At 69.6% G+C, this 16,568-nt stretch carries 18 protein-coding genes; 5 read left to right on the top strand and 13 right to left on the bottom strand.

Annotated features, from left to right (window positions below):
* Nucleotides 1-37: 37 nt before the first annotated feature.
* Nucleotides 38-949 (top strand): transglutaminase-like domain-containing protein, encoded by a 912-nt coding sequence (locus tag TN53_RS27460; protein ID WP_046261359.1) that lies wholly within the window; start codon nt 38-40, stop codon nt 947-949.
* On the opposite strand, the gene TN53_RS27455 is transcribed toward TN53_RS27460, so the two are convergent.
* Complete coding sequence (locus tag TN53_RS27455) at nt 946-2,259, bottom strand: PucR family transcriptional regulator (RefSeq protein ID WP_046261358.1); 1,314 nt, start codon at nt 2,257-2,259, stop codon at nt 946-948. The two genes, TN53_RS27460 and TN53_RS27455, sit on opposite strands and share 4 nt — an antisense overlap.
* Nucleotides 2,260-2,371: 112 nt before the next feature.
* On the opposite strand from TN53_RS27455, the gene TN53_RS27450 reads away from it, so the two are divergent.
* On the top strand, nt 2,372-2,821 hold the full coding sequence (locus TN53_RS27450) for a nucleoside deaminase (RefSeq protein WP_046261357.1): 450 nt from the start codon (nt 2,372-2,374) through the stop codon (nt 2,819-2,821).
* Complete coding sequence (locus tag TN53_RS27445; RefSeq protein ID WP_234441723.1) at nt 2,814-3,782, top strand: isopenicillin N synthase family dioxygenase; 969 nt, start codon at nt 2,814-2,816, stop codon at nt 3,780-3,782. The genes TN53_RS27450 and TN53_RS27445 overlap by 8 nt, the downstream gene beginning before the upstream one ends.
* Here the strand turns inward: TN53_RS27445 and TN53_RS27440 are convergent.
* From TN53_RS27440 to hemL, 8 genes are all read right to left on the bottom strand, one after another.
* Entirely contained in the window at nt 3,779-4,189 is a 411-nt protein-coding gene (locus tag TN53_RS27440) for a hypothetical protein (protein WP_046261355.1), read from the bottom strand. The genes TN53_RS27445 and TN53_RS27440 overlap by 4 nt on opposite strands.
* Before the next feature lie 222 nt (nt 4,190-4,411).
* On the bottom strand, nt 4,412-5,512 hold the full coding sequence (gene ccsB / locus TN53_RS27435) for a c-type cytochrome biogenesis protein CcsB (RefSeq protein WP_046261354.1): 1,101 nt from the start codon (nt 5,510-5,512) through the stop codon (nt 4,412-4,414).
* Between the two features lie 187 nt (nt 5,513-5,699).
* Complete coding sequence (resB, locus tag TN53_RS27430) at nt 5,700-7,424, bottom strand: cytochrome c biogenesis protein ResB (RefSeq protein ID WP_046261353.1); 1,725 nt, start codon at nt 7,422-7,424, stop codon at nt 5,700-5,702.
* 3 nt (nt 7,425-7,427) lie between these two features.
* Nucleotides 7,428-8,201, bottom strand: coding sequence for a cytochrome c biogenesis CcdA family protein (locus tag TN53_RS27425; RefSeq protein WP_046261352.1), 774 nt, complete (start codon nt 8,199-8,201; stop codon nt 7,428-7,430).
* Between the two features lies 1 nt (nt 8,202).
* Nucleotides 8,203-8,805, bottom strand: coding sequence for a TlpA family protein disulfide reductase (locus TN53_RS27420; RefSeq protein WP_046261351.1), 603 nt, complete (start codon nt 8,803-8,805; stop codon nt 8,203-8,205).
* A 66-nt stretch (nt 8,806-8,871) separates the two neighbouring features.
* A complete protein-coding gene (locus TN53_RS27415) occupies nt 8,872-10,164 on the bottom strand; it encodes a polysaccharide deacetylase family protein (protein WP_046261350.1) in 1,293 nt (430 codons plus the stop codon).
* Nucleotides 10,165-10,295: 131 nt separating this feature from the next.
* Nucleotides 10,296-10,943, bottom strand: a complete 648-nt coding sequence (locus tag TN53_RS27410) for a histidine phosphatase family protein (RefSeq protein ID WP_046261411.1) — start codon at nt 10,941-10,943, stop codon at nt 10,296-10,298.
* 38 nt (nt 10,944-10,981) lie between these two features.
* Nucleotides 10,982-12,298, bottom strand: a complete 1,317-nt coding sequence (gene hemL, locus TN53_RS27405; protein WP_046261349.1) for a glutamate-1-semialdehyde 2,1-aminomutase — start codon at nt 12,296-12,298, stop codon at nt 10,982-10,984.
* Between the two features lie 483 nt (nt 12,299-12,781).
* On the opposite strand from hemL, the gene TN53_RS27400 reads away from it, so the two are divergent.
* Nucleotides 12,782-13,219: a hypothetical protein gene (locus TN53_RS27400; RefSeq protein ID WP_003974483.1), complete on the top strand. Its 438-nt coding sequence runs from the start codon at nt 12,782-12,784 to the stop codon at nt 13,217-13,219.
* Nucleotides 13,220-13,315: 96 nt separating this feature from the next.
* On the opposite strand, the gene TN53_RS27395 is transcribed toward TN53_RS27400, so the two are convergent.
* Nucleotides 13,316-13,624, bottom strand: a complete 309-nt coding sequence (locus tag TN53_RS27395) for an SCO4225 family membrane protein (protein WP_052745323.1) — start codon at nt 13,622-13,624, stop codon at nt 13,316-13,318.
* Nucleotides 13,625-13,752: 128 nt separating this feature from the next.
* Nucleotides 13,753-14,115 (bottom strand): hypothetical protein, encoded by a 363-nt coding sequence (locus TN53_RS27390; RefSeq protein ID WP_052745322.1) that lies wholly within the window; start codon nt 14,113-14,115, stop codon nt 13,753-13,755.
* A 203-nt stretch (nt 14,116-14,318) separates the two neighbouring features.
* On the opposite strand from TN53_RS27390, the gene TN53_RS27385 reads away from it, so the two are divergent.
* Nucleotides 14,319-15,149 (top strand): LppX_LprAFG lipoprotein, encoded by an 831-nt coding sequence (locus TN53_RS27385; protein ID WP_234441722.1) that lies wholly within the window; start codon nt 14,319-14,321, stop codon nt 15,147-15,149.
* Nucleotides 15,150-15,317: 168 nt separating this feature from the next.
* Here the strand turns inward: TN53_RS27385 and TN53_RS44235 are convergent, their stop codons facing one another.
* Nucleotides 15,318-15,719: a hypothetical protein gene (locus tag TN53_RS44235; RefSeq protein WP_052745321.1), complete on the bottom strand. Its 402-nt coding sequence runs from the start codon at nt 15,717-15,719 to the stop codon at nt 15,318-15,320.
* A 71-nt stretch (nt 15,720-15,790) separates the two neighbouring features.
* Nucleotides 15,791-16,568: peptidase dimerization domain-containing protein (locus TN53_RS27375; RefSeq protein WP_046261347.1), on the bottom strand; the 778-nt coding region annotated here is incomplete at its 5' end.

Genomic DNA, 16,568 nt, shown 5'->3' with positions numbered 1-16,568 from the left:
CTGGACATTTTGTGCCGAATTTTGACACCGTCGAGCCATGCCCGAGACCAAGGAAGCCCTCGCCTTCTACGCCGCCCAGAGCACGTACTCCGACCCGGGTGCACTCGCCGGTGTCTACGCCGATCTGCCGCACGACCCGGTCGAACTCGCCCGTATCTCCCGGGACTTGCTCATCCACCGCATCGAGGGCGGCCTCTTCGGCCACACCCACCCGACCGAACGGCTGCACAACGACGCCGAGTCGCGGTACATCGACGACACCCTGAACATCCTCGTCGAGCGCAACGCTGCCCCACTGTCCGTGCGACGCGAACTCGGCGACCGTTTCGTCGGCACCTGCCGGGACTTCACGCTGCTGCACTGCTCGTTCCTGCGCCACGCGGGCATCCCGGCCCGGGTCCGGATCGGCTTCGCCGACTACTGGGGGTCGAGCTTCCACGGCGACCACGTCGTCACCGAGTACTGGGACGACGAACGCGGTTGGCTGCTCGCCGACGCCCAACTCGCCGACCCCTTCGTCAGCGGCCACTGGAAGGTGAACTTCGACCCGATGGACGTCCCCCGCGACCGCTTCCTCGTCGCGGGCGAGGCATGGCGGGCGATCCGCGAGAAGGGCGCCGACGAGAGGACGTTCGGCCTCCACGGCCCCCAGGAGGGACCGTTCTGGGGCGAGCGGTACGTGGCCGGCAGCATCCGCCTCGACCTCGCCGCCCTCAACAAGGTCGAGACCCTGCTGTGGGACGTCTGGGGAGAGGACGAGGGCGAACCGGGTACTCCGCTCCCGGAGCCGTCGCGGAAGTTCTACGACGGGGTGGCCCCGGTCGTCTCGGACGAGATCTCCTTCGAGGCGGCGCAACGGCTGTTCGCCGAGAACGAGGTGCTGCGCACCCCACAAACGGTGACCTCCTACGCCCCCTTCAACGGCCCGAGCGTCATAACCCTTCGCTAGGCCAACCCACGCAGGGGCGCGGGGAACTGCGCGACCAGCCACGACGGCCCCGCGCCCGAACGACTACCCATCTCGGTCACACCAGCAGACCGCCCCCGAACCACCCGATACGCACAAGCCGCCGCCAACAGCTCCCCCAACAGATCCGGATCCCCGATCTCCAGCCCCAACAGAGACTCGATCCGCTCCAACCGCTGGTAGAGCGACTGCCGACCGATGTGCAGCAGAGCCGCCGTCCGCGTCGGCGAGCAACCGTTCCGCAGATGAACCTCCAGCGTCCGCACCAGATCGCTCGCATGCGCCGCCTCCCACTCCAGCAACGGCCCCAACGCATGCTGCACCAGCCGCGCAAGCCGGTCACGGTTCGCGTCGACGCCATCCCGGGTCAGCTCCCGCTCCAGCGCGAGGGCCCGGGACGACGTCACCAGCGGCCCCTCGGGCGCCCCGGGCTCGGCGGCCGGGACGGTCAGCGCCAGCTCCAAGGTCGTACGGGCCGCCCGCAACGTGTCGCTCCACCGCAGCCAGCCGCTCCCGACGGCAACGGCATGCCCGACGGCCACGGTCAGCCCGGGTTCCGCAGCGGAGCGGAACGCGTCCTGGACCCCTCGCACGGGGTCGCCGGACCGGGTCCCGGGCAACGCCAGCAGCGCCAGCACGTCCCCCGGAAACGCCGCCCGCAGGACACTCGCCCCGCCCAGCACCCGTACCGCCCGGTCCACCACCCCCGTCTCCCGGGTCCCGTGCACCGACACCCCGATCAGTCGCGCCCCCGGCCCCGGATGGAACCCCGCGAGCGCCGCCCGCGCCTCCACCTCGGGCTGGTTCAGTGCCGCCCGGTCGGCGAGGTCGGCCAGCAGGGCCGCCGTGTGGTCGTCGCCCCAGGGCCGTACGACCGACCGCCCGGACAGCCCCCGTGCCACGATCGCCCGATTGGCGGCCTCCGTGATCCGTACGAACGGCACGACGCGGTGCATGGCCAGCAGCGGCAGCTCCAGGCGGCGGGCCTCGTCCACCACCTCGGCCGGCATGGCGGGCAGCGACCTGCCCACCTCCACCGCGAGCCCGGCCGCACCGCGCGCGGCCAGCTCCCGGACGTACCGGCGACGGACCTCCTCGTCCGGCTCGCTCAGCCCGAAACCGTTGGTCAGCAGCAGTTCGCCGCCGTCGAGGAAGTTGGCGCCCTCGTAGACCTCACTGGAGTGCACCCAGCGGACAGGACGGTCCAGGGCGCCCTCCCCGGCCAGCAGCTCGGGCTCGGCGGCGCGGACGGGGTCGAGGGTGAGGACTTCGCGGAGGGTGAGGGCGGGCACGGGGAACCTCCAGGCCGCTGACAGTCCCGCTGACAGAACGTCCGGCTGCGGGCTGCGGGGAGAGTACTTTCCGCACGTTGCCCTCGTGTTTCGGCCACAGGAGAGTGAAGGCATGGACCCCACGGACCCGCACACCCAGCTCGCCACCGCCGTCGCGGAGGCCCGCGCCGGTCTCGCCGCGGGCGGCATCCCGATCGGCGCCGCGCTCTACGCAGCCGACGGCACCCTGCTGGGCCGCGGCCACAACCGGCGCGTCCAGGACGACGACCCGTCCATGCACGCGGAGACGGCGGCGTTCCGCGCGGCGGGGCGGCAGCGGTCGTATCGCGGTACGACGATGGTGACGACCCTCTCGCCCTGCTGGTTCTGCTCCGGCCTCGTCCGGCAGTTCGCCATCTCCCGGGTGGTGATCGGCGAGGCGACCACCTTCCACGGCGGCCACGACTGGCTCGCCGAACACGGCGTGGAGATCGTCCTCCTGGACGACCCCGAGTGCGTCGAGCTGATGCGCGACTTCATCAAGAACAACCCGGCTCTCTGGAATGAGGACATTGGTGACTGACCAGCCGCGCATCCCCACGATCGACCTGAGGCCCTGGGTGGACGGTGACACGGACACCCGCGCCGCCATCGCCCGTACCGTCGACGAGGCCCTCCAGACCGCCGGGTTCCTGCTGGTCACCGGGCATGGTGTGGACCCGGAGCTGCGCGCGGCGATCCGCGAGGCCGCCCGTGCCTTCTTCCGGATGCCCGTCGACGTCAAGGAGCCCTACACCGCGAAGGTCGGCGGCCGCGGCTGGCTCGGCCCCGGCGCCGAGGCCAACGGCTACTCGGAAGGCACCGAGACCCCGCCGGACCTGAAGGAGTCGCTGACCTTCGCGACGCACGAGCCCTTCGAGGACCCGGAGATCAACGCGGAGTGGTACGCGCCCAACGTCTGGCCGGCGGAGGTGCCGGAACTACAGACCCTGTGCGCGGAGTACCTGGCACGGATGGGTGAACTGGAGAACCGGCTCCTCGACCTGCTCGGTGTGGCCCTCGGGCTCGAACACGACTTCTTCTCCCGGCACATGGATCACCCCACCTACGGCTTCAACATCAACTGGTACCCCGGGACCGAGGTCATCGGCGAACCCCAGCCCGGTCAGTTCCGCATCGGCCCGCACACCGACTTCGGCACGGTGACGATCCTCGACCGGCAGGCGGGCAAGGGCGGGCTCCAGGTCTGGACGGACGAGGGCGGCTGGGAGGACGCGCCCTTCGACCCGGACGCCTTCACCATCAACATCGGTGACCTGATGGCCCGTTGGACCGGCGACCGCTGGCGCTCGGGACGGCACCGGGTGCTGCCGCCGCCGGCGGACGCGCCCGCCGAGGAGCTCATGTCCCTCGTCTACTTCGGTGAGTGCACCCCGGGCACGGTGGTGGAGTCGGTACCGGCTCCGGTGGGGCGGGTGGCGTACGAGCCGGTCGACTCGCATGTGTATCTGCGGGAGAAGCTGGACTCGATCACGGTCGGCTAACCGGTCGACTGACCCGCGAGCTTCTCGACCAGCCGCTCGCAGCGGGCCCGCCGGCGCGGCTCGGCCTCCGCCTCACCCCGGAACTCGTGGGTGAGGCGGAGGACCGAGCCGTCGTCACCGTCGCGCTCCAGATGGAACCTGATCCGGCCACCGCCCTCCACCGTGTACTCGGCGACCCGCTCCACGTCCCAGGCGGTGACCTGCCCGGCCCCCAGCCCGCGCAGCGCGACAGCGCCGCCGAGCCGGGGTTCGAGCACCTCGGCTTCCGTCCACCAGCCCGCGAGCCCGCCCGCCGTGGCCAGCGCGGGCCAGACCATCTCCATGGGCCTCGGCAGCCGCACCAGAAAGTGCAGGATGTGCGTGTTCCCATGGGTCTGGCTGGCGCCCTGCTCGATGGAACCGCTCATGACACCAGCGTGGGCCGTGGGGCGAGGTTCCGCACGTGGTCAGGGGCGCTGGTCCTTCTTGTCGACGATGGCGCGCTCCAGGACCGCGGTGATGGCCACGAGCGAATCCGTTTCCGCAGATTCGTATCCACGCCCCTCCACCTGTCCGCATAACGAAGGCCGGTTCCCGTGACTCAGGTCACATGGAACCGGCCTTCACCGTAAGGCGGTTACGCCCTGCGCCTACACGCCCGCGTAGGAGTGCTTGCCGGAGACGAAGATGTTGACGCCGTAGTAGTTGAACAGCCAGCAGCCGAACGCCAGAAGAGCGAGGTACGCGGCCTTGCGGCCCTTCCAGCCGGCCGTGGCCCGGGCGTGCAGGTAGCAGGCGTAGGCGACCCAGGTGATGAACGCCCAGGTCTCCTTGGGGTCCCAGCCCCAGTAGCGGCCCCACGCGTCGCCCGCCCAGATCGCGCCCGCGATGATCGTGAACGTCCACAGCGGGAAGACGGCCGCGTTCACGCGGTAGGAGAACTTGTCGAGGGACGCCGAGGCGGGCAGCCGCTCCAGGAAGGAGGTGGCGAAGCTGCCGGGCTTGCCGCCGCCGGCGAGCTTGTTCTCGTACGAGTCCTTGAACAGGTAGAGGATCGTGCTGACCGCGCCCACGTAGAAGACCGCGCCGCACAGGATCGCCGTGGAGACGTGGATGTACAGCCAGTACGAGTGGAGGGCGGGAACCAACTGGTCGCTGGCGGTGTACAAGACAGTGACGGCGATGCCGAGATCGAGGAGGACCGTGGTGATCAGGAACAGGCCCATCCAGCGCACGTTCTTCCTCAGCGCCAGCAGCGTGAGGTACACGCCGACGGCCACCGTGGAGAAGGTGATGTTGAACTCGTACATGTTGCCCCACGGCGCCCGCTCCACCGAGGCCGCGCGGGCGATGACCCCGGCGAGCTCGATGAGAAAGGCGAGCACGGTGAGGGACACGGCGATACGCCCGTAAAGGTCCCCCTGCTCGTCCCCACCGTGCGCCCCGGGACCGTCCGGCACATCCCGCTGACCGGCCGCGGCCCGCACCACGACCTTCGGCCGTTCCAGTACGGCGGTGGAGCCGCCCTTCTTCACCGTCACGGCCGGCGCCTTCGCCTTGCCGTCCGCCCCCTCGGTGAGCGCGGCGGCGGTACGGCCGATCTTGCTGCGGCTACCGAAGATCCATTCGGTGATGTAGGCGAAGAAGGCCAGGGTGTAGACGGCCATCGCGGAGTAGATCAGCGTGTTGCTGAGATTCGCGAGGTGTTCGTTGGTGGCGGCGGCCAACTCGGTTGTGGCGGCGAGAGTCACCTCAGCACTCCTTCGGGTGAATATCCCGGCGACTTGCCGTCGGGTGATGTGGTCTTCGGAGAAGCTGGCAGTCGTGATACCGGGCTGGTTTCAACCCGGCTGGAGTTGATCGTGGAAGGCCTGGAGGGCCGCTGGTCCGCCAGGCGGCGTGAGCCAGGAATCTCCCTAGTTCCGCGCGGGAGAGGATTCAATTCTCGGCCCCCTCGGCAACAGACGCCGCGTCGGAGTCGGACACACCATCCGGCTCCGCCTCCGTCTCGCCGGATACCCCCGGCGCCTGGTCGTAAAGAATCCCCGCGAGGTCACCCAGCTCTTCCGGCACCTTCGCGGACTCGCTGCGGCCCAGGCCGGCCATCTCGACGACCGTCACACCGTCGGCGCCCTTGACCGCCCGCACCCACACCCGGCGGCGGGAGATGAACAGAGAGCCGGCGAGGCCGAAGATCGCGACGATCGAGCCGGTCAGTGCCCAGTCGCTGGCGGGCTGGCGGGTGACCTGGAAGTTGGCCCACTCCGCCGTGGAGTCGTAGGTGATCGAACCGGCGCCGTTCGGGAGCTTCATGGTCTCGCCCGGCTTGAGGTTCTCCCGCTGCTGCTTGCCCTTGGCGTCCTTGAACTCCTTCAGATGGGACTTGTCGAGCTGGTAGACGCTCTGCGGGATACCCGCGTCGACCCCGAGGTCGCCGTAGTAGCCCGCGAGGTTCAGCACCGGGTTGTTCAGCGCGGGGAAGGTGGAGGCCGTCTCGCTGCCGACCGTGTACGTCGGCAGGAAGAAGGCCTCGAAGCCCAGCTGCTCCCGCACACCCTTGGTGTTGCGGTAGCCGTCCATGACCTTGATGACACCCGAGGAGGTGATGTTGTTGTCGAGCGGCAGCAGCGGTACGGCGTCGCGGTAGACGACCTTGCCCTTGCCGTCGCGGACCGTGATGACGGGGGCGTAGCCGTGGGCGGTGAGGTAGACCTTGGAGTCGCCGATCTCCATGGGCTTGTTGACCTTGATGACCGTCCGCTCGTCCTTGCCGTAGGCGCCCACGCTGTAGCTGACGTCGGCCTGGAAGGTGCGCGCGGTGCCCCGGTTGGGGCCGGTCTTCTCGTAGCTGCCCTGGAAGTCGTTGAGGGTGAAGCTGAACGGGTCCAGCTCGTCCTGGGTGAAGAGGGTGCCGGACTTGAAGTCGTCGTACTGCGTGAGGGTGTTGGAGAACCCGTCGCCCTCGACGACCAGCTTGTTGCCCTCCATCTTGAACAGCTGGCCCCAGGCGAAGGCGATCAGCATCACGATGAGCGCGATGTGGAAGGCGAGGTTGCCGACCTCACGCAGATAGCCCTTCTCGGCGGCGACGTTGTCACCGGCGAGGTGGGCGCGGAAGCGGCGCTTCTTCAGCAGGGCGAGCGCGGCCTCGCGGACCTGCTCGGGCTCGGCCTCGGTGCGCCAGGTGGTGTAGGCGGGCAGCCGGGTCAGCCGCTTCGGGGCGCCCGGCGGGCGGCCGCGCAGCTGGCCGACGAACTGCCAGGTGCGGGGCACGATGCAGCCGATGAGGGAGACGAACAGCAGGATGTAGATCGAGGAGAACCACACCGAGCTGTAGACGTGGAAGAGACCGAGCTTGTCGTAGACGTCCCCGAGGGTGGGGTTGGCGTTACGGAAGTCGGCGACCTTCGTCTCGTCGGTGCCGGTCTGCGGGATCAGCGAGCCGGGGATCGCGCCCAGCGACAGCAGCAGGAGCAGGAGCAGCGCGACCCGCATGGAGGTGAGCTGCCGCCAGCACCAGCGGGCCCAACCGATGACGCCCAGGGCGGGCACGCTCAGAGTGTCCTCGGGGGCGGTGGAGAGCTGGGAGCCGGCGGCGCCGAGGTCCTCGTCGCCGGTGGCGGGGGTGGGGTCGGTGGGCGCGTTGGTTGTCGTCTTGCTCATCGATCAGATCCCCACAGTGAAGCCGTTGGACCAGCCCTGCATCTCCTGCACGATGCTGTCCCACGCCCCGGTCAGCAGCAGCACACCGGTCGCGATCATCATCGTGCCGCCGATGCGCATCACCCAGACGTAGTGGCGCTTGACCCAGGCGAAGGCGCCGAGCGCCTTGCGGAAGGCTACGGCAGCCAGCACGAAGGGGACACCGAGGCCGAGGCAGTAGGCGACGGTGAGTACGGCGCCGCGTACCGCGCTGCCGTCCTGCATGGCGAGCGTCTGCACCGAGGACAGCGTCGGACCGATGCAGGGCGTCCAGCCGATGCCGAACAGGGCGCCCAGCAGGGGGGCGCCGGCGAGTCCGGTGGCGGGCCTGGTGTGGAAGCGGAACTCCCGCTGGGTGAGCCAGGGCATCATGCCCATGAAGAAGACACCCATGAGGATCATGAGGACACCGAGCACCTTGGACAGGGTGTCCCGCTCCTCCTGGAGGGTCTGCCCGAAGTACCCGAACAGCGCCCCGCCGGAGACGAACACGACGGTGAAGCCGAGCACGAAGAGGGAGGCCCCGGCGGCCATCCGCCCGCGCCGGGCCTCGGCCAGATCGGTGCCGCTGACGCCGGTGACGTACGACAGATAGCCGGGGACCAGCGGCAGCACGCACGGGGAGAAGAAGGAGACGAGTCCGCCGAGCACGGCGATCGGCAGCGCGAGGAGCAGGGCGCCGCTGAACACGGTCTCGTTGTGGCCCACGGCTTCGGCGAGCGTCAACGTCGCGCTCACGTCACTTCTCCGCGAGCACGGGCTTGATCATGCCGGTCAGCGTGTCCTCGCCGAGCGCCATCAGCGCCCGCGCCGCGATCTTGCCGCTCCGGTCGATGACGAGCGTGGAGGGGATCAGCTGCGGGTTGAGCGTGCCCTTCTTGAACCGGAGCATCTGCTTGCCCGTCGGGTCGTACAGGCTCGGGAAGGTGACCCCGAACTCCTTCTCGAAGTTGATCGCCGAGGTGGTGTTGGTGTCCCGGGTGTTGATGCCGACGAACTGGACGCCCTGGCCCTTGAACTTCTCGGAGACGGCCTGGAGGTTCTTCGCCTCCGCCCGGCAGGGGGTGCACCAGGAGCCCCACACGTTGACGACGAGGACCTTGCCCTTGTAGTCGGCGGTGGAGAGCTGCTCGCCGTCGATGGTCTTGCCGGACAGCACCGGGGCGGCGTCCCGCTTGCCCTGGGCGACCGTGTCGACGCCGTCGTTTCCCGTGATGAAGTTGGTGTCACCGCTGCCGCCCACCTTGCCGCCGGAACTGCACGCGGTGAGGGTCAGCGCGGCTGCGGCGGCCGTGGCGGTGAACAGGACGGCACGGCGGTTGGTGCGGGTCAGGGCACTCATGTGAAAAGTTTCGCATGCCCGTTCTGAGGATCTTGCGCACCCCCCTTGCGGGCGGAAATCCGCATTTCAGGCGGCGTTCGAGGAGCTCCCCGCCGTGCTCTGCGAGCTGTCCTTCATGAACGCGTTCCAGCCACCGGCCGGTTCCTGCCCGACGTCCAGCGTCCGCAGCTGGGCCAGCACCTCCGGCTTCTGTACGTCCATCCAGTCGACGAACTGCCGGAAGGAGACCAGCCGTACGTCCTCGCCCTTCTCCTTCTCCGCCGCGATGTGCTTCAGGGCCTCCTCGACGGCGTCCATGTAGATGCCGCCGTTCCACCGCTCGAAGTGGTTGCCGACGAAGAACGGGGCGCGGTTGGTCTCGTAGGCACGCTGGAAGCCGGCGATGTAGGCCCCGGCGGACTGCTCGCGCCAGGCCGGGTAGTTGTGGGCGGGCGCGTTGGTGGAGTTGATCGACTGGTTGGCGAGCATGTTGTAGTCCATCGAGAGGACCTCGAAGCTGTGCCCGGGGAACGGGATCGCCTGGAGCGGCAGGTCCCACAGCCCGTCCTTCTTCTCCGGCCAGACCTGGCGGCCGCCGGGCGAGGAGGCGTCGTAGCGCCAGCCGAGCTCCTTGGCGGTGGGCAGCAGGTTGTCCTGGCCGAGGAGGCAGGGCGTACGACCGCCGACGAGTTCCTTGTCGTAGTCGAACGGCAGGGCGGGCAGATCGGTCCACCCCGTGTTGGTCCGCCACTCCTTCACGAAGGCCTTGGCCTGGTCTATCTCGCTGCGCCACTGCTGGGGCGTCCAGTTGCCGACGGTGCCGGAGCCGGCGCAGAAGTGGCCGTTGAAGTGGGTGCCTATCTCGTGCCCTTCGAGCCAGGCGCGCCGGACGTTGGTCAGGGTGGCCTTGACGTGCTCGTCGGTGAGATAGCCGATGTCGGAGGCACCGACCGGGTTGTTGGGCGGGTCGTAGAGCCGCTTCTTCGACTCGGGCAGCAGATAGAGCCCCGAGAGGAAGAAGGTCATGTGGACGCCGTGCTCCTTGGCGAGGTCCAGGAAGCGCGGGAAGAGTCCGTTGCCGACCTCGCCGGCGCCGTCCCAGGAGAAGACGACGAACTGCGGCGGGGTCTGGCCCGGCTCCAGCGGTTCGGGCTTGGCGGGCTGGCCGGGCTGCTTGCCGGTGTAGGAGGTGGAGCCGTCGCCGATGGGGCGGGCGCGGTGGCTCTGGCCGCTGGGCTTGCTGCTGGGCTTGTCGCCGGTGGAACCCGAAGCGCCGCTCGACCCCTCTGACGGGGTGAGGGTGCCGCAGCCCGCGAGCCCGAGGGCTGCCGCACCACCCACACCGAGTCCGAGTGCTCCCCTACGGGTGAGAGTGCGCATTGCATCCCCGTTCGTCATGTCCTGCGAAGTGGTCACCCATTCAGAGGACGCGACGAACGAGGAGGTTCCTCTCGATCACACGGATTCCGCAACAAATGTCACGAACACGTCTTGCGCATCAGCCCTATCGGCTATGCGCCGAACGCCTTGCTCTTGCCCTTCACCGGCTTGGCACCGGCACGCAGATGCGCGGGGACGAGATCGATCGCGGGCTCGCTGTACCCCACGGACACGATCTTGTCGCCCTGGTACGTGAACGTCGTCAGCGAAGCCAGCGTGCACTGCCGCCGCCGCGGGTCGTGCCACAGCCGCCGCTTCTCGACGTACGACCGCACGATCCAGATCGGCAGCTGATGGCTGACCAGCACCGCCTCATGCCCGCGCGCGGCATCCTTCGCGGCGTCCAGCGCCCCCATCATGCGGACGACCTGGTCTACGTAGGCCTCGCCCCACGACGGCTTGAACGGGTTGACGAGGTGCTTCCAGTTCTCGGGCCGCTTCAGGGCCCCGTCGCCGACGCCGAACGTCTTGCCCTGGAAGACGTTGTCGGCCTCGATGAGCCGCCCGTCGGTCGCGAGGTCGAGGCCGTGCGCCTTGGCGATCGGCGTGGCCGTCTCCTGAGCGCGCTCCAGCGGGGAGGAGCAGACGTACGTGACGTCCCGGGGGGCCAGGTGCTCGGCGACCCGGTCGGCCATCTGCCGCCCCAGCTCGGACAGGTGATAGCCGGCGAGACGGCCGTAGAGCACCCCGTCGGGGTTGGCCACCTCACCGTGCCGCATGAGGTGTACGACGGTGATGTCGGGGTTGGTCGAGGTGCTCACGCGGTCGCCTCCGCTGCCGCTCGGGCCGCCGCCGGGAGGGCGTCGGCGATGCGCTGGACCGCCTGGTCGTCGTGGGCCGTGGAGACGAACCAGGACTCGAAGGAGGACGGCGGCAGATAGACGCCGTCGGCCAGCAGCGAGTGGAAGAAGGCGGTGAAGCGGAAGGACTCCTGCTTCTTGGCGTCCTCGTAGTCCCGCACCTCACGGTCCGTGAAGAAGACGGAGAACATGTTGGAGGCGTTCTGCACCCGGTGGGCGACGCCTTCCTTGGTGAGCGCCTCGGTGACGAGCGACTGGATCCGCGCGGACACGGCGTCGACCTTGTCGTACGCGGCGTCGTCGAGCAGCCGCAGCTGGGCGAGGCCCGCGGCGGTGGCGACCGGGTTCCCGGAGAGGGTGCCGGCCTGGTAGACGGGCCCGGCGGGCGCGAGGTGCGCCATGACGTCGGCGCGACCGCCGAAGGCCGCGGCCGGGAAGCCGCCGCCCATGACCTTGCCGAAGGTCATCAGGTCGGGCTTGACCCCGTCGATCCCGTACCAGCCGGCGCGGCTCGTCCGGAAGCCGGTCATGACCTCGTCTGAGATGTAGAGGGCGCCGTTCTTCGAGCACGCGTCCTTGAGGCCCTGGTTGAACCCGGGGCGCGGCGGTACGACGCCCATGTTGCCGGGCGAGGCCTCCGTGATCACACAGGCGATCTCGCCGGGGTGCCGGTGGAAGGCCTCCTGCACGGCCTCGAGGTCGTTGTACGGCAGGACGATGGTGTCGCCGGCCTGGGCGCCGGTGACACCGGGCGTGTCGGGAAGGGCGAAGGTGGCGACACCGGACCCGGCCGCGGCGAGGAGCGAGTCGACGTGACCGTGGTAACACCCGGCGAACTTGATGACCTTGGTCCGCCGGGTGAACCCGCGGGCGAGCCGGATGGCCGACATGGTGGCCTCGGTGCCGCTGGACACCAGCCGCACCTGCTCCAGCGGCTCGATCCGGGCGACCATCTCCTCGGCGAGCGCGACCTCGCCTTCGCCGGGCGTACCGAACGACGTACCGCGCGAGACGGCGTCCTGGACCGCGGCGATGACCTCGGGGTGTGCGTGCCCGAGGATCATGGGCCCCCAGGAGCAGACGAGGTCGACGTACTCACGCCCGTCGGCGTCGGTCAGATACGGGCCGGTGCCGGACACCATGAACCGGGGCGTTCCGCCCACGGCGCGGAAGGCGCGCACCGGGGAGTTCACGCCGCCTGGTGTGACGGTGGCCGCACGGTCGAACAGTGCCTGTGAGGCAGGCGCATCATATGAATAGGGCGTTTCGCTCATGACCTGCGACTTCTCCGACTTCTCGGACTCCGGTTGCCGACTTTCCTCCTCAGGGTAGGCCAGCGGCCCTGGGCGACAGCGGTCTGTGGTCCGACGGCATCTGCGAAACTGAGAGCTGATAGACACAGCTCGTGCGGCCCTTGGTGTTCGGGTGCTGCGAAGATCCTGCGGACAGGTGTTTCAACGCACGTTTCGGCGGGCGGCCGTGGGGGAGGTCACTGACACGATGATCGGGTTGCGCGGCGGGGGCCACGCCTCCTAGAAAAGCAGTCGGGTGGAGATATGCATCGCGGTGGCGGACTGGGCGAGGGGACTGATGACCTGGGTCCTCGACGTGCCCGGCGGGGAAGGCACCGGCGCGACGCGGAGGAAGCCGCAGAATCACGTCAAGGACATGCGGTCCCGAGTGAGTCGGAGCGGGACGACCGACGTATCGAACGTCGGATCGAGCAGCTGGGGGCGGGGAGCAGGAATGGTGGTCGGGTGGGGGTGACGTACAAGTACTTCGGCGCGCCGGACGGCGCGACCGCGGCCCGCGTCCCGATCTCGATGCGCCCCGAGGAGCTCGGCGGCGACGAGCTCGGGATGAACGGCATGTTCACCAAGATCAAGCCGGAGACCATGGCGGCCATGGTCCTCACCGGCATAGAGGGCGTCCCGCTGCACAAGGTCCCGCCGCTCGAACTGGTCGTCCTGCACCCCGACTACGCGGTCGTGAAGCTCCCCATGACGGTCGTCGACCCGCTGCGCGGCATCGGCGAGGAAGCGGTGGGCGCGGCGGCGTTCATCTGGTCGACGGTCCCGGACCGTGGCGGTCCGCGGGACGCGTTCAATGTGTACCAACTGCTGCACGAGTGGCAGGACTTCAGCCACCGCCTCCACGAGGCGGGGCATCAGCCGTACTGCCTGGTCTGGCCCTGAGCCGGGGCGCCGGTCGGTAGGTCCGTCGCGCGGCTGACCGTGACGGTGAGGGCGGGTGCCCGGGACCGGACCGGCGTTCGCCGCCCTCGGTGACGGTCAGGCGGCCGGGTGCGGCTCCCGGCCCGTCAGTTTGCGGGCCAGCAGGCCGAGCAGTACGGCGTTGAACAGCCCGCACAGTACGGTCCCCGCGGAGAAGAGCAACGGGGTCAGCCAGGCGAGCGGGGAGTCCCCGTCGGGTGCCAGCGCCATCAGAGGGACGCCGACGATCATGCTGAGCGGAGCCGTGGTCATGAGCGGCCAGATCCCGGCGAACCCGGGGTCCGGCGACAGGTACACGGCCCACAGGAAGAACCCCAGCGACACCGCGACGACTGCGAGGTAGCCCCGCGCGAGCCAGTTGTCCATGGCAGGCGCCAACAGGGCTCGGAGCCTCGGGAATCGGGGGCGTGCGGAACGGGCCATGTCAGTGCCTTTCGCTTCGGAGTGACGTTCGGAGTGACGATCGAGGTGGCGTTCGAGGTGAGGGGAGTGGTTCACGCGTGCCGGGCGTCGCCACGCACGTCCCGGACGTGATGGGCGAGCGCACCGACCACGGCGGCGTTCACCAGAGCGCACGCGAGCAGCCAGGCACCCATGCCGACCGAGGCGGCCACGACAGCCACCCCACCACTGCCCTCGGCGCTACCGGGCCCGAAGGGCAAGACCGCGCCCAGCATCGACAGAGGCTCCGTGAGCAGCACCGGAGCCATCGCGTACACACTGTCCGGAAACAGGAACGCCACCGGCACGGAAGCGGCGAAGACCACCAGATACCCCCGGCCGCCCCAGTTGTCCGTGGCAAGCGCGAGCAGCCGCCGCAACCGCACAAGGCGGCCCGGCCCCGAGACGTTCGACATCGCGGATCCCTTCGGTTCGTCCGTTGTCGCCGTGTGTTCCACGGTGGCCCGACGACCCGCGCCGAGGCATGAGTACGGGTGCTCATCTCCGTCTGGGTTTCCGGCCCGCGGACCACAGGCCACATCCCGGGTTAGGCTCGCGATCTTGGCTCGAACACGCCATCCAGCCTGGGGGGATTGTGGGGATATCCACTGTTGTTTCGGTGACCGGCAGAGTGAGAGTCGCGGCGTTCACGGCCATGCTCCTCGTCGGCGGATCAGTTGCCTGCGGAGGGGGCGCCAAGAGCGATTCCGTGGCTGGGGACCCGCCCGAGGCGACGCCCGCGGCGGCCGTGGCGAAGGCGGCCGAGAACTCCGAGAACATCACATCGCTCCACTATCGAGTCAGTGGAACCGTGGCGGGGAAGGGCCGCCTGAAGGCCGAGGCCTCCATGACCACGAAACCGTCGGCCATGCGCATGGACATGACCGAAGGGGGCGACCGGGGCGGGCACGGCCGACTGGAGATCCGGTTCGTCGACGGGGTCATGTACGTCGGTGGCAGCGCGGTCCGTTCCGAGAAGCTGAACGGCAAGAGCTGGCTGAGCGCCGCACCGGCTGTATGGGGACGCGGCAACACGGAGAACCAGTCCTACGGCGTGCTTCCCCGTCAGCTGGAGCAGAACCTGCTCGTGCAGTCCACGCTCCTGGTCGGCTCGAAGGATCTGCGGTTGATCGGGACCGAGGCGGTCGACGGCACCAGGGCTACGCACTACAAGGGGACGGTCGACGCCGACAGCCTGCGGGGCGAGCGCCGTGATCAGATCTTCGGGCTGGAGGCCTCCGACCCGCTCACCATGGACCTGTGGATCGACGGCGACGGCCGCACCAAGCAGTTCCGCTTCCAGGCCAGGCATCTCGACCTGCTGACCGGCACCGAAGACGGGCGGCTCGAGCTGACCGTCACCTTCCTCGACATCAACCAGCCCGTCACCATCAAAGCCCCGCGGGCCAAGGACACCAGGCCTCTCGGAGACGACACAGCGGAAGGGTGAGCATCACCCGGGCACCTGACCGCCGCCGGCAGGCTCGTCCGTCCCCAGCAGACCCGCCGTCCCAGCAGAAGTCGGTCCCGTACCCGTTCTCCGGACCGGCGCCGGCGTCCTTGCCCGGGTGTTGGTGACTCCCGGACGCCGACCGCGGCCAACTCCTCTCCGTAACCGTCAGGAAGTGAGCGCCGCCCGTCCGCGCGGGGTCAGATGCCTGTGGCGCCAGGCCGACAGTGCGAAGACGGACGGGAGTTGGAGGGTGAACAGTGCGAAGATCAGCATGAGGAAGGCGGAGTCGGCGGGCGGACCGTCGTAGACCACGGCCTCGGCGGCGGTGACCAGCAGCAGGACGAGCGCGTACAGACCGGTGTCGATGCCGGCCGTGCTCCAGCGCGACAGCGGGGGCAGCAGCAGCCGCGCCTCGACGAGCACGACGATCGCGACCAGCGGGAAGGCGAGCCGGTCCGGGGTGAGGAGTTCGGGGCTCCAGAGAACGTTGCCGACCTCCCCCACGGCCAGCGAGACGAGCGTGACGATCGCCGCGTACGACAGGGCACTGCGCCAGGACGTGAACATGGACGGCTCCTTCCCCCGCGGGCCGACCCGGCCCACTCAGGAAGATCGCCGGACGGGCCCGCCGGTTCCCGTCACTTCGTCCCCACCGTCCGCAGCACCGTCAACGCCAGCGTCCGCGCCACCGCCACCACCTCCCGCACGGACACCCGCTCCCGCGCACTGTGGGCGACCTGGATGTCCCCCGGCCCGAACTGCAACGTCGGAATCCCGGCCCCGGCGTACAGGCGCAGATCACTCCCGTACGACGCCCCGCGCTCCCTGAGCGGCCCGCCCCCGGCGTCCGCGTGCGCGCCGCGGATCACGCCGGGCAGCGGATGCCCCTGGGGCAGCCGACCGCTCGCGAACTGCCCACCGGGCCAGGACACGGCGACCGGATGGTCGGCCAACCAGGCGTCCCCGGCGCACACTTCGGCCACACACCGCTCGAACGCGGCCCGCGCCGCCGCCGGCTCCTCCCCCAGCCGTACCCCCAACCGCCCGTCCGCGACCAGCAGATCGGGCACACTGCTCGCCCAGTCCCCGGAGCGCAGGGTCCCCACCGACAGGGCGTACGGGATCGGATACTCCGCCATCAGCGGATGCGGCTCCCGGTTCCGCTCGGCCTCCAGCCGCCCCAGCGCCCGGTGCAGCGGCAGATAGGCGTCGATCGCGCTGACCCCCTCGTCGCGTGAACTGCCGTGCGCGGACTTCCCGTTGACGGTGAGCCGGAACGTCAGCGCGCCCGCGTTGGCGGTGACCAGGGTGCCGGCGGTCGGTTCGGGGATGACACAGACGTCCCCGCCGTACCCCCCCCGCAATCGCCCGAACCCACCGAGCCCCCCCCCCCCCCCCCCCCCCCCGAAGTGCCCG

This window comes from Streptomyces sp. WM6386 (assembly GCF_000972385.1).
GTDB lineage: Bacteria > Actinomycetota > Actinomycetes > Streptomycetales > Streptomycetaceae > Streptomyces.
This window is presented reverse-complemented; position numbering and strand designations above follow the sequence as displayed.